The sequence below is a fragment of the Macrococcus carouselicus genome (assembly GCF_004359515.1).
In the GTDB taxonomy this organism is placed as follows: domain Bacteria; phylum Bacillota; class Bacilli; order Staphylococcales; family Staphylococcaceae; genus Macrococcus; species Macrococcus carouselicus.
Window position 1 is genome coordinate 923,963 of the sequence record NZ_SCWD01000001.1, and the last position, 13,962, is coordinate 937,924.

The 13,962-nt window shown below is 48.5% G+C and carries 13 protein-coding genes and 1 tRNA gene; all 14 read right to left on the reverse strand.

What is annotated here, in order from left to right; translation table 11 throughout:
* Positions 1-8 precede the first annotated feature (8 nt).
* Positions 9-959 (reverse strand): hypothetical protein, encoded by a 951-nt coding sequence (locus tag ERX40_RS04680; protein WP_133417333.1) that lies wholly within the window; start codon positions 957-959, stop codon positions 9-11.
* Positions 959-1,579, reverse strand: a complete 621-nt coding sequence (locus tag ERX40_RS04685; protein WP_133417334.1) for an NUDIX domain-containing protein — start codon at positions 1,577-1,579, stop codon at positions 959-961. The genes ERX40_RS04680 and ERX40_RS04685 overlap by 1 nt, the downstream gene beginning before the upstream one ends.
* Positions 1,580-1,683: 104 nt before the next feature.
* Positions 1,684-1,757 (reverse strand) — tRNA-Arg (locus ERX40_RS04690).
* 90 nt (positions 1,758-1,847) lie between these two features.
* On the reverse strand, positions 1,848-2,330 hold the full coding sequence (locus ERX40_RS04695) for a YfcE family phosphodiesterase (RefSeq protein WP_133417335.1): 483 nt from the start codon (positions 2,328-2,330) through the stop codon (positions 1,848-1,850).
* A gap of 11 nt (positions 2,331-2,341) precedes the next feature.
* A complete protein-coding gene (locus tag ERX40_RS04700; protein WP_133417336.1) occupies positions 2,342-2,914 on the reverse strand; it encodes an XTP/dITP diphosphatase in 573 nt (190 codons plus the stop codon).
* Positions 2,911-3,720 (reverse strand): glutamate racemase, encoded by an 810-nt coding sequence (gene racE, locus ERX40_RS04705; RefSeq protein WP_133417337.1) that lies wholly within the window; start codon positions 3,718-3,720, stop codon positions 2,911-2,913. The genes ERX40_RS04700 and racE overlap by 4 nt, the downstream gene beginning before the upstream one ends.
* Positions 3,717-4,151 carry a MarR family winged helix-turn-helix transcriptional regulator gene (locus tag ERX40_RS04710; RefSeq protein WP_133417338.1) on the reverse strand — a complete coding sequence of 145 codons (435 nt, stop codon included), beginning with the start codon at positions 4,149-4,151 and terminating at the stop codon, positions 3,717-3,719. The genes racE and ERX40_RS04710 overlap by 4 nt, the downstream gene beginning before the upstream one ends.
* A 74-nt stretch (positions 4,152-4,225) precedes the next feature.
* A complete protein-coding gene (sdhB, locus tag ERX40_RS04715) occupies positions 4,226-4,990 on the reverse strand; it encodes a succinate dehydrogenase iron-sulfur subunit (RefSeq protein WP_133417339.1) in 765 nt (254 codons plus the stop codon).
* On the reverse strand, positions 4,990-6,750 hold the full coding sequence (gene sdhA, locus ERX40_RS04720; RefSeq protein WP_133417340.1) for a succinate dehydrogenase flavoprotein subunit: 1,761 nt from the start codon (positions 6,748-6,750) through the stop codon (positions 4,990-4,992). Before sdhA ends, sdhB begins: the two co-directional genes overlap by 1 nt.
* 20 nt (positions 6,751-6,770) lie before the next feature.
* Entirely contained in the window at positions 6,771-7,385 is a 615-nt protein-coding gene (locus ERX40_RS04725; RefSeq protein ID WP_133417341.1) for a succinate dehydrogenase cytochrome b558 subunit, read from the reverse strand.
* A 188-nt stretch (positions 7,386-7,573) separates the two neighbouring features.
* Positions 7,574-9,373 carry an excinuclease ABC subunit UvrC gene (uvrC, locus tag ERX40_RS04730; RefSeq protein WP_133417342.1) on the reverse strand — a complete coding sequence of 600 codons (1,800 nt, stop codon included), beginning with the start codon at positions 9,371-9,373 and terminating at the stop codon, positions 7,574-7,576.
* Positions 9,374-9,427: 54 nt separating this feature from the next.
* Entirely contained in the window at positions 9,428-9,742 is a 315-nt protein-coding gene (trxA, locus tag ERX40_RS04735) for a thioredoxin (RefSeq protein ID WP_133417343.1), read from the reverse strand.
* Positions 9,743-9,918: 176 nt separating this feature from the next.
* Entirely contained in the window at positions 9,919-12,258 is a 2,340-nt protein-coding gene (locus ERX40_RS04740) for an endonuclease MutS2 (RefSeq protein WP_133417344.1), read from the reverse strand.
* Positions 12,259-13,962 (reverse strand): DNA polymerase/3'-5' exonuclease PolX, encoded by a 1,704-nt coding sequence (polX, locus tag ERX40_RS04745; protein ID WP_133417345.1) that lies wholly within the window; start codon positions 13,960-13,962, stop codon positions 12,259-12,261.

A 13,962-nucleotide genomic window follows, 5' to 3' on the forward strand; every position in this document is an offset into this window, starting at 1 on the left:
ACTGAACCTTAAAGTTCATAATTAACCGCCTGCTGAATCAAATCAAGTATCAGCTGATGTTCAGCGGTGTCCGGAACCGGATATATCTCCTCCAGACTGAACATGGACAGTGCGTAGTAGATATAGCAGTCGGCGATGATGTCAGTCGCGATTTCTGTTGCCTCCGTATGAAAGGTCAGCGGATAGAGGATGACAGCCTGCTGCTCAAGCCAGGTGGTAACGGCAGGGGTCATATCCGGCATATTGCTGTCAAACCAGTCCGCAACGATAAGACGTACATCCTGCATCAGTGTGTGCTGGTCGATTGCCGCCACTTCACCGATATTGAAGGTGATGGTCCGCCCCAGCTTACTGAGTGTCACAATCTCCTGCCGTCCGGTCAGCTGAACATATTGTACCAGGAGCGACTGGACAACAGGATGGAGTTGTTCTTTCAGCAGCTCTATAAATGTCGATGCGTAGCTCAGATTCTTATCGCTTATCAGCCTGAGGATAAACTGTTTCTGGCGGTCCGCAGACCAGCTCAGAAAATCAGCGAGCTCAGTCGTCGCCTGACGATCCCGTTCATTCTTCTTATGACGCGCCTGATCATAAAGGGGCAGTAACTTCATCTTCAGGCGGTGATCGATTTCTTCAGCTCTCAGCGCATCAATCAGTTCGATGACCGTCTGATACTGGGTGAGCTCCAGCAGGCTAAGTAAAAAGTAATAGACAGTCTCCTCATAGTCAGGATGGCCCTGGTTCAGCATGATGCTTGCTTCTTCCCGGAGTTCAAGATAAGACTCAAGTTCATACAGAACTCTCAGTTTCTGCAGCTGCTGGCGGTCCGTGAGTTCCGCGTGGCGTTCCAGTTCAGTGATGATGTCATAGGCCTTCTTGAAATCCTCAGCAGCCATATGCTGCTGAAGCTGTCTGTTCAGTCCGTCTGACAATCCCGGGAAAGGAATAATCTCAGACATTAATACCCCGTCATATAGACCGCTTCAATGATGAGCCGGCTCCACGTTTCATATGAAGGGATTTCCATCAGACGATTTCGATCCATCCACTGAATAGAAAGAGTATCCGTCTCAACTGCCCTGATATCATCACGGTTCACTTTGATCCTGAACACCAGGCCGATATGCACGCGGCCGACTTCATCTCCGTCATCATTGATAAAGCCAATGAGCTCAAGGTCCATTTCTGGAATATCAGTCAGCCCGACTTCCTCTGCCAGTTCACGACGCGCATTCTCAATCAGCACGCGCTCAATATCATCGCCCTCAAGCTGATTCATATGGCCACCGACGCCGATGGAGCTGAGACCATGAAGACGGGATTCACCGCCGCCTGTCAGACGCTCATAGACCAGCACCTCATTATCAGCGTTTTCAAGAATGCAGTAGGAGATCAGCTGCTTGTAACCCGGGTCTTCTTCCATATCGCCACGACGTTTCACTTCATATTTTGTCAGAGTCTCAAAAATTTCGAGCGCACGCTGATCTTCTATCGTAATGAAACCATTGAAGGCATTTTTTTCATGGCTGAATATCGACTCACGGTCAACCACTATGATCTGTTCATCAAATTTATTCATCGTTCTGCCCCTTATCTATTAGTTTATTATTTAAAGTTTAAACGAAATGGTGTCGCCAGACAAATAAAAAAGGAAATGTGAAGTATCACATTTCCTTATGTTAGCGTCCTGGGAGGGATTCGAACCCCCGACCGACGGCTTAGAAGGCCGTTGCTCTATCCAGCTGAGCTACCAGGACTCAATTTCAAGACAAGATTAATTATAATCAAGTTTGAACTGGAAAGTCAACAACCTTTTCTAGTGTTATTACACATTTAAGCGCGATTAGTTACAGCATGAGCGGCTCTTTCGCATAAATTCTGTGCTGCTGATCGTAAAAATGGATCTCTTCATCTAATAGAACAGCGTAGGTCTCACGTTCCCCACTTCTGGACTGTGCGATACTGCCTGGATTGATGCAGAGGACACCGTCAATCGTCTCAACCCTGCGGATATGAGTATGGCCATAGAGGGCAAGACGGCACCCGGCCTCCTTCGCTGCTGCCGCCAGCCGCTCTCTGCCCTGATTGACTGAATACAGATGACCGTGCGTCAGAAATGCCGGTGTGTCACTGTTCACAATCGTCTTCTTATCGAAGGCCGGACCATCGCAGTTGCCCATCACCTTGATATAATCTCTCAGTTCAATATTCTCTGCGCTGAACTCTGAATCTCCCAGATGAATGAAGAGATCTGCATCCGCATGCAGTGTCCTGATATCCGTCAGAATATTCTCCATACCGTGATTGTCACTGACTACTATCCATTTCATATAAAAGCTCCCTACTTGAGATAATCTTTCAGTTTATCGATGGCTCTTCTGCGGTGACTGATTTCAGCTTTCTCTGCCGTATTCAGTTCTGCCATCGTCCGCTGTCTGTCAGGCAGATAGAAGACAGGATCGTAGCCAAAGCCATTTAATCCTCGGCGTGCCTCTGCCACAACGCCTTCTACTTCTCCGCGGAAGACCTGCGTCTCCTGTCCCGGTTCACTGAGTGCAATCACACAGACAAAGCGTGCGGTGCGGTCTGTCTTACCTGCCATATTCTCCAGCAGCAGATCAATATTCGCCTCATCATCTTTAGCGGTTCCGGCATAACGTGCAGAACAGATGCCAGGAGCGCCGTCCAGCGCATCGACTGCAAGACCGGAATCATCGGCAATCACTGTCTTACCGAGTATGTGACTCGCCGCTTCTGCTTTCAGTGCCGCATTCTCTTCGAAGGTTGATCCCGTCTCCTCCACATCGAAGTCCGGTAATAAACTCGTGATGCCGATGACGTGATGGTCCGGGAAGATCGCCTTGAAGTCATTGATCTTACCCAGGTTACCTGTTGCTATAACGATATCTGTCATTTCAGTTCCTCCTCTAAATTGATGGACTGGACGACCAGCTCGGGGTCATTCAGCCATTCTCTTGCTACTCTTGTGAATTTCTCCGCATCACCGTTGACATAGAACTGATGCTTTTTGTGTTTCGTATACGGTGCATGTTCCTGACTGAAGGTCAGAAGTGCACTTACTTCCCGCGCAGTCTCAAGCCCTGATGAAATCACTGTCTTCTGACGGTTGAAGTAATCTTCAATGTAACCTTTTATGAGCGGATAATGCGTGCAGCCGAGAATCACGGTATCAGCAGTATTTCTGCGCCATTCCTTCAGCGTCTGATGGATGATGATATTGGTGACGACAGGATCCTTATAGCGGATCTGCTCAACTAAAGGGACGAAGTCGGGACAGGCGACACTCTCCACAGCCACTTCGGGACTGATGGACTGAATCGTCTTCCGGTAAGCATCTGACTTCACAGTGCCTTCAGTGCCAAGCACAAGCACCTGCTGATTCGTCGTGGTCATCAGCGCGGTTCTTGCACCCGGCTCTATAACACCGAGCACTGGTATCGACAGCATCTGCTGCAGAGGCTTCAGTGCGACCGCTGTAGCTGTATTGCAGGCGATGACCAGCATCTTGATGTCCTTATTGACGAGAAACCGGGCGAGTTCTATCGTGAACTGCTTCACCTGCTCACCGCTTCTCGGTCCGTACGGACAGCGGGCGACATCACCCAGATAGCAGATGGTTTCATTCGGCAGCTGACGCATGATCTCTTTTGCTACGGTCAGTCCGCCCATTCCGGAATCAATGACACCGATTGGCTTCATGAGGTCGCCTCCATCTTATGGAAGAGTTTATTGACACTTTCAGCCAGCAGCCTCTTTTCGTCCAGAGGCATATCCGCCATCAACTCATCCAGATAGTTCTGACGCTTCGAAATGACTTCATTGATGATATCAATGCTCTTCTGCTCGGGATACAGATTGACCTTTCTTTTATCCGTCTCATCCTTCTCACGTCTGACGCAACCTTTCTTGATCAGCTGGTCCACCATCTCAGAAGTGGTCGAGACTGCGATGCCCATATTCGCCGCCAGCTGACCGACCGTCAGCGGCTGCTCATAGATCCACTGCACAGCGATGAACTGTGTACTGGACAGCTGATGCGCCTGCAGCTGACTTCTGCCATATGTCTTGATTTTATCTGCGATTCTCCGCAGCTGATACTCAAGGGGAACAATCATCTCTTCATTCATCATGTTTTCCTCACTTCCTGTTCCTTACTATCATATCAAAAAAAAAGACAGGCGAGAACGCTCACCTGTCTGAATCATTAATTGACCTGATAATCTGAACCGAAGAATGATTTGAATAACTGGAAGTTCGTCTGACGGTTCATCGCTGCGATACTCGTCGTGAGCGGAATCCCTTTAGGGCATGCTTTGACACAGTTCTGAGAGTTACCGCATTCAGCAAGGCCGCCGTCGCCCATCAGTGCATGGAGACGCTCGTCTTTGTTCATCTTACCTGTCGGATGCAGGTTGAACAGACGAACCTGTGAAATAGGCTGAGCGCCCATGAAGCTGGAGTTCTGATTGACGTTCGGACAGACTTCGAGACAGACCCCGCAGGTCATACATTTGGATAACTCGTATGCCGTCTGACGCTGTTTCTCAGGCATACGCGGCCCTGGACCTAAGTCGTAAGTGCCATCGATCGGTACCCATGCTTTGACACGTTTAAGGTTATCAAACATCTTAGAACGGTCAACCTGTAAGTCGCGCATCACCGGGAATGTCGCCATCGGTTCCAGTCTGATCGGCTGTTCCAGTGTATCGATGATTGCAGAACATGACTGTCTCGCTTTACCATTGATCACCATAGAACAGGCCCCGCATACTTCTTCCAGACAGTTCATATCCCATGTGACCGGTGTCGTCTTCTGTCCTTGTGCGTTGACCGGATTACGCTGAATCTCCATCAGTGCAGCAATCACGTTCATGTTCGGACGATAAGAAATGACGAATTTCTCGTCGTATGGTGCAGACTCAGGGTTAACCTGACGTCTGATGACAAGTTCAATCGTTTTTTCTGCCATTAATGTTTCCCTCCTGATTTTGAATAATCACGGACACGCGGTGGAATCAGGCTGACATCAACATCAGCGTAGTTGAAGATCGGTGGATTGGTCGCACCGTCAAATGTCGCCATCGTCGTCTTCAGCCATTCTTCATCGTTACGTTTCGGGAACTCCGGCTTGTAGTGTGCGCCGCGGGATTCATTACGATTATAGGCCCCGATGGTCATGACGCGTGCTAAAACGAGCATGTTCCATAACTGACGGGTGAAGAAGACCGCCTGATTACTCCATGTGGCAGTGTCTTCCATATCGATATTCTGATAACGCTGCATCAGTTCCACGATTTTCTTGTCTGTTTCAACAAGCTTATCATTATGACGGACAACCGTGACGTTCGCTGTCATGATTTCTCCGAGTTCTTTATGAAGTTTATAGGCATTTTCTGTACCGCGCATATTGAGCAGAGCCTCAAAACGGCGCTTCTCTTCTTCTACTTTACGTACAAAGATATCTTCCGGGATGTCTTCGTAAGACTTCTCTAAATCGCCGATATATTTGATGGCATTAGGTCCTGCAACCATCCCGCCGTAAATTGCTGATAGCAACGAGTTGGCACCGAGACGGTTCCCCCCGTGCTGAGAATAATCACATTCACCGGCAGCAAATAGACCCGGGATATTGGTCTGCTGATCATAATCAACCCATAGTCCACCCATTGAATAGTGAACGGCCGGGAAGATTTTCATCGGTACTTTACGTGGATCATCACCCGTGAATTTCTCATAGATCTCAATGATACCGCCCAGCTTGACATCCAGCTCATGAGGATCTTTATGGCTTAAGTCCAGATAGACCATGTTCTCGCCGTTGATACCCAGTTTCTGGTTGACACAGACATCGAAGATTTCACGCGTCGCGATGTCACGCGGTACCAAGTTACCGTAATCTGGATATTTCTCCTCAAGGAAGTACCAGGGCTTACCGTCTTTATAGGTCCAGACACGCCCCCCTTCACCCCGTGCTGATTCACTCATCAGACGTAACTTATCATCACCAGGAATCGCTGTCGGATGAATCTGGATAAATTCGCCGTTGGCATATGTAGCCCCTTGCTGATAAACAATAGAAGCAGCTGAACCCGTGTTGATCATCGAGTTCGTTGATTTACCGAAGATGATGCCGGGTCCTCCTGTCGCCATGATGACAGCGTCCGCTGCAAATGACTGGATCTCTGAATTGACGAGGTTCTGCGCGACGATCCCACGGCAGACTCCTTCGTCATCTTTGATGATACCAAGGAATTCCCAGCCCTCATATTTAGTGACAAGGCCATCCACTTCGTGACGACGGACCTGTTCATCAAGCGCATATAATAACTGCTGACCGGTCGTTGCACCAGCGAATGCTGTACGGTGATGCAGCGTACCGCCGAAACGCCGGAAATCAAGCAGCCCTTCCGGTGTACGGTTGAACATCACACCCATGCGGTCAAGCAAATGGATGATGCTTGGTGCTGCTTCTGTCATTGCCTTCACAGGCGGCTGGTTCGCGAGGAAATCTCCACCGTATACGGTATCATCGAAGTGAATCCAAGGTGAGTCCCCTTCACCTTTCGTGTTGACAGCCCCGTTGATACCGCCCTGCGCGCACACAGAATGTGAACGCTTAACCGGCACAAGTGAAAATAAGTCAACATTTGTATTGTGTTCAGCTGCTTTAATTGTTGCCATCAGGCCGGCGAGACCGCCGCCTACAACAATAACCTTACTGTTTGCCATATATATGCCACTCCCCTAAATTAAATAAATGCAAATAACGCAATTAAACCTAATGCTGAAACGAGTACGAAGATAATCGCTGAAACGTAACTCATGATACGCTGTGATTTTTCGTTCTGAGTGATGCCCCATGTCACCGCAAATGACCATAAGCCGTTAGCGAAGTGGAAAACCGTACTCAGAACACCCAGTACGTAGAAGATGATGAAGAATGGATTGGCGAAAATATGATTCATCATATCATAGTCTACGTGAATCCCGTGCAACGCCACCTGTACACGCGTCTGCCAGACGTGCACGGCGATGAAAAGGAATGTCAGGATGCCGGTCACACGCTGCAGCATGAACATCCAGTTGCGGAATGTTGAGTAATGGCCGATATTATTTTTAGCTGTAAAAGCGATATAGATACCGTAGATAGCATGGAATAAAATCGGAATATAGATGATGACGGTCTCAAGCAGAAGCTTGAGCGGCAGGTTACCCATGAAGTCGGAAGCTCTGTTGAAGCTTTCCTCCCCGTAAACTGCAAAGTGGTTAACGAATAAATGCTGGAGTAAAAAGACACCGATCGGTAACACACCGAGTAATGAGTGAAGCCTGCGTAATGCAAATGACTGTTCTGAATTCGCCAAGCGAAGTCCCCCCTAAGTAGATTCTTGAAATCTTCACAAACTATTGTACGCCTAAAAATCAGTCAAATCAAGAAACCGATTACATTTCCCGTCTAATGGCTGTGAAAAAGTTATAGGGCTATTGTAACATTATTAATATATGAATTGTTTATGATAATAATTCTCATTTAGACAACAAAAAAACAGCCTTATGACTGTTTTTCAGCATGCTTATTCAAGATCTCTAAAATCAGACCCGCTGTTGCCTGCGGGATACCGATTGCTGTGAGTTCTTCCTGCTTCGCTTCCCGGATTCTTTTTGCGGAACCGAAATGCTTGATCAGCTGCTGCTTCCTTTTTGGACCGATACCTGGAATCGTATCAAGCTGTGACTGCAGACCGGTCTTCTGTCTTGTCTGACGGTGAAATGTGATGGCGAAGCGATGGACCTCGTCCTGAATCCGTTGCAGCAGATAGAACGCCTGGCCCTTTTTATCAAGCGGGATGATATCTGCATGATCCCCGTACAGCAGTTCAGCCGTCTGGTGCTTCGCATTCTTCTTGAGCCCGGCGACCGGAATATCCAGCCCCAGTTCATCCTGCAGCACACTCGTCACGATATTCATATGGCCTTTACCGCCATCAACAATGATGAGGTCCGGCAATGGCAGCTGCTCACGTAATACACGAGTATAGCGGCGTCGGACCACTTCTGCCATCGACTTGTAGTCGTCCGGACCCGTCACCGTTCTGATCTTATATTTACGGTAATCCTTCTTGCTCGGCTTGCCGTCCACAAAAGAGATCATCGCCGACACCGGATCGATCCCCTGAATATTCGAGTTATCGAAGGCTTCAATGCGAATCGGCGTCGGGATGCCCATCGCCGTACCGAGCTCCTCAATCGCTTTAATCGTCCGGGACTCATCGCGCTGGATGATCTCAAACTTATTGGATAATGCGATATCCGCATTCTTCACCGCAAGTTCCACCATTTCCTTCTTCCTGCCCCGCATCGGCTGCACGATTTTCGTATCGACGACTGAGCGGATGACTTCGATGTCCAGTCCTGCCTGGACATGCACTTCTCCTGGCAGAATATGCTGGTCCAGCTGGTAGAACTGACCGATAAAGTTATAGAAGGCATCCTTCGGGTCTTCCATCAGCGGTATCATCGAGACGTTGCGCTCAATCAGGTTGCCCTGTCTGACGAAGAAGACCTGCACACACATCCAGCCTTTATCGACACTGTAACCGAAGACATCCCTGACGGTCATATCAGCGGTCATCATCTTCTGCTTGAACATGAGTGACTCAATATGACTGATCAGGTCACGGTATTCCTTTGCCTGTTCAAAGTTCAGCGCTGCGCTTGCCTCCGCCATCTTCACTTTAAGGTCTTCAACAATCGTGGTGTCTTCACCGCTCAGAAACTGGCTGACGGTCTGAATCATCTCCTGATACTCCCGCTCCTGAACATCATAGACACACGGTCCGAGACATTGCCCGATATGATAGTAGAGACAGAGTCTGTCCGGCATCTTATTGCATTTACGGAACGGAATGATCCGGTCCAGCAGCTTCTTGGTCTCCTGCGCCGCATAGGCATTCGGGTAAGGACCGAAATATTTACCGCTGTTCTTTTTGACCTGCCGCGTAACAAGAAGTCTCGGATGCTTCTCCTTCGTGATCTTGATGAACGGATAACTCTTGTCGTCCTTCAGCATGATATTATATCTCGGATAATGCTTCTTGATCAGTGTCAGCTCGAGTAAGAGTGACTCTATTTCCGTACTGGTCACAATGAACTCGAAATCCCGGATCTCACCGACGAGCCGGGTCGTCTTCTCGTCATGTGCTCCAGTGAAATATGAACGGACACGGTTTCTTAAGTTCTTCGCCTTGCCGACATAAATGATTTCATTCTGTCTGTCCTTCATCAGATAACAGCCGGGTTCCATCGGCAGTACAGCGAGCTTCTGTTTGATTCTGATTTCATATTCTTCCATTTAATCACCACTATTCCAAAAAAAAAGAGCCGAGGCTCTTTTTTTCAGTTCAATTTAGAAATGTTTTTCAAGAACTGACTGTAACTGTTCTTTAGGCTGGAAACCTACCACTTTATCAACAGCCTGACCGTCTTTAAAGACGATAAGCGTCGGAATGCTCATCACTTCGAACTTAGCAGCTGTAGCCTGGTTGTCGTCCACGTTCACTTTCACGATATCCGCTTTCCCTTCCACATCTCCTGCTAAGTCTTCTAATACAGGTCCAATCATTTTACAAGGTCCGCACCAAGGTGCCCAGAAATCGACTAACGTTACGCCTTCTTTAATCTGCTCTTCAAAATTTGCATCAGTTGCTTGAATCAATGCCATGTTCATTTCCTCCTCAAAGTACTATTTTTAAGAATTATAGCATGACGCCTGCACTACGTCATTTCGTTTGCTCACGTCAGAATTAAATAGCCGACACCTGCAAGCAGCATGACCACTGCAACGATGATCAGTACAATTGCAAGTTTATACATATCAAAATTCCACATAGCATCCTCCTATTTCAGTTCAACGACTGTCACACCGAAGCCGCCTTCAGAAGGCATACCGCCCCGGAATGATTCAACGATTTTTGAGCGCTTCAGATAGTCCTGTACGCCTTTTTGCAGTGCACCGGTCCCTTTACCGTGTATGATGGTCACCTGGTTATAGTTGCTGAGGAGCGCCTGGTCAAGATAGCTTTCAAGCCGCTGTAACGCATCCTCGTAGCGCTCACCGCGGAGATCCAGTTCCATCTTGATCGTCTGGCGGTTGGCACGTGGGACGACACGGGTCTGTTTCTCTTTCTCGGGTTTTTCTTTCTTGAAGTCTGTCAGCGGCAGCTTCATCTTGATAATCCCCATCTGAACGACAGCTTCGTCCTTATCAACGGATAAGATCACGCCTTTCTGACCGTAGGACAGTACCTTGACGTTATCGCCTTCTTCAATCTTCTCCGCTTCCTGCTGCTTCGCCTGTTTCTTAAGCGCCGCTTCATGATAGAGGTCCTTGAACTTACCTTTCCGGTCGATCAGCTCATTCTCCTTGATGGACTGATGCTCACTGCGCAGATTCTTCAGGTCTTTAATGATGGCATCAGCGTCTTTTTCAGCTTTCTGCACGATTTCATTGGCTTTCATCTTTGCATTTTCCACTAATGTCTCTTTCATCTGCTGATACGCCTCGAACTGCTCTGACAGTTCCTGATGCAGCTCAGCCGACTCTTTTTTCAGGACTGCCATCTCCTCGCGGTCATTCTCGGCCAGGCGTGTATTCTTTTCAAGCGCTGAAATCATATCGTTGATCTCGATATTATCCATGTGAATCAGCTGTCTGGCATTTTTGATGATGGCGAGGTCAAGCCCCAGTTTCTTCGAGATCTCGAAGGCATTACTTTTACCAGGGACACCCATCAGCAGTTTGTAAGTCGGACTGAGTGTCTCAACATCGAACTCGACACTCGCGTTCATGACACCATCACGGTTATAGCTGTATGCTTTCAGTTCAGGATAATGCGTTGTCGCCATCGTCATGACATCCTGTTCCAGGCATCGGTCCAGAATACTCATGGCAAGAGCGGCCCCTTCTGACGGGTCAGTGCCTGCACCGAGCTCGTCAAACAGCACAAGACTGCTGCTGTCCATCGTCTTCAATATAGAGACGATATTGGTCATATGGCTGGAGAAGGTGGACAGCGACTGTTCAATCGACTGTTCATCACCGATGTCACAGAAGACCTCATTGAAGATGCTGAGTCTTGCACCGACTCCCGCCGGAATCATCATACCTGACTGATTCATAGCGATCAGCAGTCCGACCGTTTTCAAGGTGACTGTCTTACCACCTGTATTCGGCCCTGTGATGATAACGGCATCTATCTCATCACCGAAAATAATCGAGTTCCTGACGACCGTTGATTTGTCGAGCAACGGGTGCCACGCTGCCGGCAGTTCAATCGTCCGTTCTTCCGCGATGTCAGCGATCACACCATTGATCGAATGACCATACTTCGCTTTCGCCAGCTGGAAATCGAGCTCACCCATGACAGTGGTGATCCAGTCGATATCATGCTGCACTTCTGCGACATGCGACGACAGCTCGTAAAGAATGCGGCTGACCTCTTCATTTTCACGTGCAGAGATGGTATTCAGCTGTCCGCTCAGCTCGACAATACTGTTCGGTTCAATATAGAATGTCTGCCCTGAGGCTGATGTATCATGGACAATCCCTGGGAAGTCCTGCTTGTATTCACTGCGAACCGGAATGACCTGCCGGTCGTTACGGATCGTCACAATGGCATCAGATAGTTTCTTCTGGTTGGCCTGCGACCGAACGATGCTGTCCAGTTTGTCCTTGATGCGCCGGTTGATGGTCTTTTTCTGCTGACGTATATCGTAGAGTGCGGATGATGCATTGTCATAGAGCATCGTCTCATCACATTTCTCGGCTATCTCATCACTGATATGTGAGAGTACGGGCAGTGACTGAAAACGGTCACGGAGTAACGGCAGTTTGACGTCCCCCTCTTCAGTCATGTTCAGCAGATACGTCTTATAACGGTTTGTCACCCGAATATTATTTTTAATGCGGTTCAGTTCAGCGACACTGAGCATGGAGCCGATGCGCGCCCGCTTTGTCAGCGGTTTCACTTCAGTCAAGGTACTCATACCGGGCTCGCTCGCCTGCATATGGATGATGCGTGCTTCATCCAGTTTAGCCAGTTCTTTTTCAATCCAGCTGATGTCTGACTTCGGCTCAAGTGCTCTGATCAGTACGGCACTCACTTCGTTCTGGCTGTACTCAGAGACTTTATCTCTTATCTGGTTATATTCAAGAATATTCAATGCCTTCTTATTCATTTAGTTCTTTCCTTTCTTAAGCCAGTCATGGAAGTCCTCCCGTGACATCGTGTTGAGAACCTGCTCACGTCTCACATGCCCTTTGATGGCTGTGCCGACACCATACTTCATAAATTCAAGATGATTGATATGGTGGGCATCTGTATTGATGGCGAGACGGATAGCCGGATGCTGTCTGATGACTTCAGCGCTGAGATCGAGACGCATCGGGTTTGCATTGATCTCAAGCACCGTGTTCGTTTCTTCTGCCACCTGAATCAGTTCCGCCATATTGACTGCGTAACCTGCACGACGGCCGATCAGCCGACCTGTTGGATGGGCGATCTGTCTGACATAAGGGTTACGGCAGGCGTTGATGAGACGCTGCATCGTCAGTTCCTCTGTCTGATTGAAGGACTGGTGGATCGCTGCAATGACGTAATCCAGCGCCTGTAAGACCTCATTATCGTAGTCGAGCGTACCGTCCGGCAGTATATCCATCTCAGTCCCGCTGTAGATATCAATCTCACTGTAAGCTTTATTCAGTTCCTTGATCTTTCTGTTCTGTTCAAGCAGACGTTCAACAGAGAGGCCGTTCGCAACGCGGAGACTTCTTGAGTGATCGGTGATGACCATGTAGTCATAGCCTTTCTGGATGCAGGCTTCAATCATCTCCTCAAGTTCGTAAGCACCGTCACTTGCCGTCGTATGCATATGAAGGTCGCCTCTGATATCGTCCAGTGTGATCATCTCAGACTGCTCAACGTCAAACGCCGTGACGTCATCACGCATTTCAGGCGGGATATAACTGATATTGTAATGCTGATAGATCTCCGCTTCAGTCTTATACTGCTGAAGCGTACCGTCAGCAAGTGTAATGCCGTATTCATTGACTTTCTCGCCGCGTACCTTTGCCAGCTGACGCATCTTGACATTATGCGCCTTGCTGCCAGTAAAATGATTCAGCATCGCTGTGAAGCCCGCCTCGTCAGTAAAGCGGAAGTCGACTGCAGTCTCAAGCTCATCCATCTTGATATAGACGGATACTTTCTCGCGTCCACTGACTTCTATATGGTCGATAAATTCAAATGCAGCAATCTCGCGTGCGGCTTCTTCGGCATTTTCGGTCACAACGATATAATCCAGATCCTTACTGATCTCCTTCATACGACGATGGCTGCCGGCAACTGCGTAGCGCTTCACATGTTCACAAGTGTCCAGCCTCTGATTGATAAAGCCGGTCAGACGGACAGCTTCACTGATTGAAATCTGCTCTTTCTTCGTCTCAAGGTCCTGAATACCCTGCAGTACCATCTCTTCAGTCTTCTTGCCGAACCCAGGCAGACTGCTGACCTGATGACTCTCGCATGCTGCCTTCAGCTCTTCAATCGTCGTGATATCAAGCGCCTTATAGAGCTTGACGATCTTCTTCGCACCGAGATTACGGATTTTTAGCATCCTGATATGACCCGCCGGCACTTCGCTTTTCAGTTGCTTGAGCAGACTGGATTCACCTGTCTCCCGGTATTCATCCAGCACTTCAGAGACCCCTTTGCCGATGCCGGGCAGCACCGTGAAATCCGCCAGTTCCTCAATCGGTGTCTGCGACGTCTCAATCGCCCCTGCAGCTTTGCGGTAAGCGGAGACCTTGAAGCTGTTCTCACCTTTCAGTTCCATATATAAGCCGATGGTCTCAAGCAGTTTGATATAATCTTTCTTTGTCAT

Bases quoted from the DNA above. Each gene is read 5' to 3' on its own strand.
- ERX40_RS04680 (WP_133417333.1), bottom strand. From the start codon at position 959: ATGTCTGAGATTATTCCTTTCCCGGGATTGTCAGACGGACTGAACAGA.
- ERX40_RS04685 (WP_133417334.1), bottom strand. From the start codon at position 1,579: ATGAATAAATTTGATGAACAGATCATAGTGGTTGACCGTGAGTCGATA.
- ERX40_RS04695 (WP_133417335.1), bottom strand. From the start codon at position 2,330: ATGAAATGGATAGTAGTCAGTGACAATCACGGTATGGAGAATATTCTG.
- ERX40_RS04700 (WP_133417336.1), bottom strand. From the start codon at position 2,914: ATGACAGATATCGTTATAGCAACAGGTAACCTGGGTAAGATCAATGAC.
- racE (WP_133417337.1), bottom strand. From the start codon at position 3,720: ATGAAGCCAATCGGTGTCATTGATTCCGGAATGGGCGGACTGACCGTA.
- ERX40_RS04710 (WP_133417338.1), bottom strand. From the start codon at position 4,151: ATGATGAATGAAGAGATGATTGTTCCCCTTGAGTATCAGCTGCGGAGA.
- sdhB (WP_133417339.1), bottom strand. From the start codon at position 4,990: ATGGCAGAAAAAACGATTGAACTTGTCATCAGACGTCAGGTTAACCCT.
- sdhA (WP_133417340.1), bottom strand. From the start codon at position 6,750: ATGGCAAACAGTAAGGTTATTGTTGTAGGCGGCGGTCTCGCCGGCCTG.
- uvrC (WP_133417342.1), bottom strand. From the start codon at position 9,373: ATGGAAGAATATGAAATCAGAATCAAACAGAAGCTCGCTGTACTGCCG.
- trxA (WP_133417343.1), bottom strand. From the start codon at position 9,742: ATGGCATTGATTCAAGCAACTGATGCAAATTTTGAAGAGCAGATTAAA.
- ERX40_RS04740 (WP_133417344.1), bottom strand. From the start codon at position 12,258: ATGAATAAGAAGGCATTGAATATTCTTGAATATAACCAGATAAGAGAT.
- polX (WP_133417345.1), bottom strand. From the start codon at position 13,962: ATGACAAAGAAAGATTATATCAAACTGCTTGAGACCATCGGCTTATAT.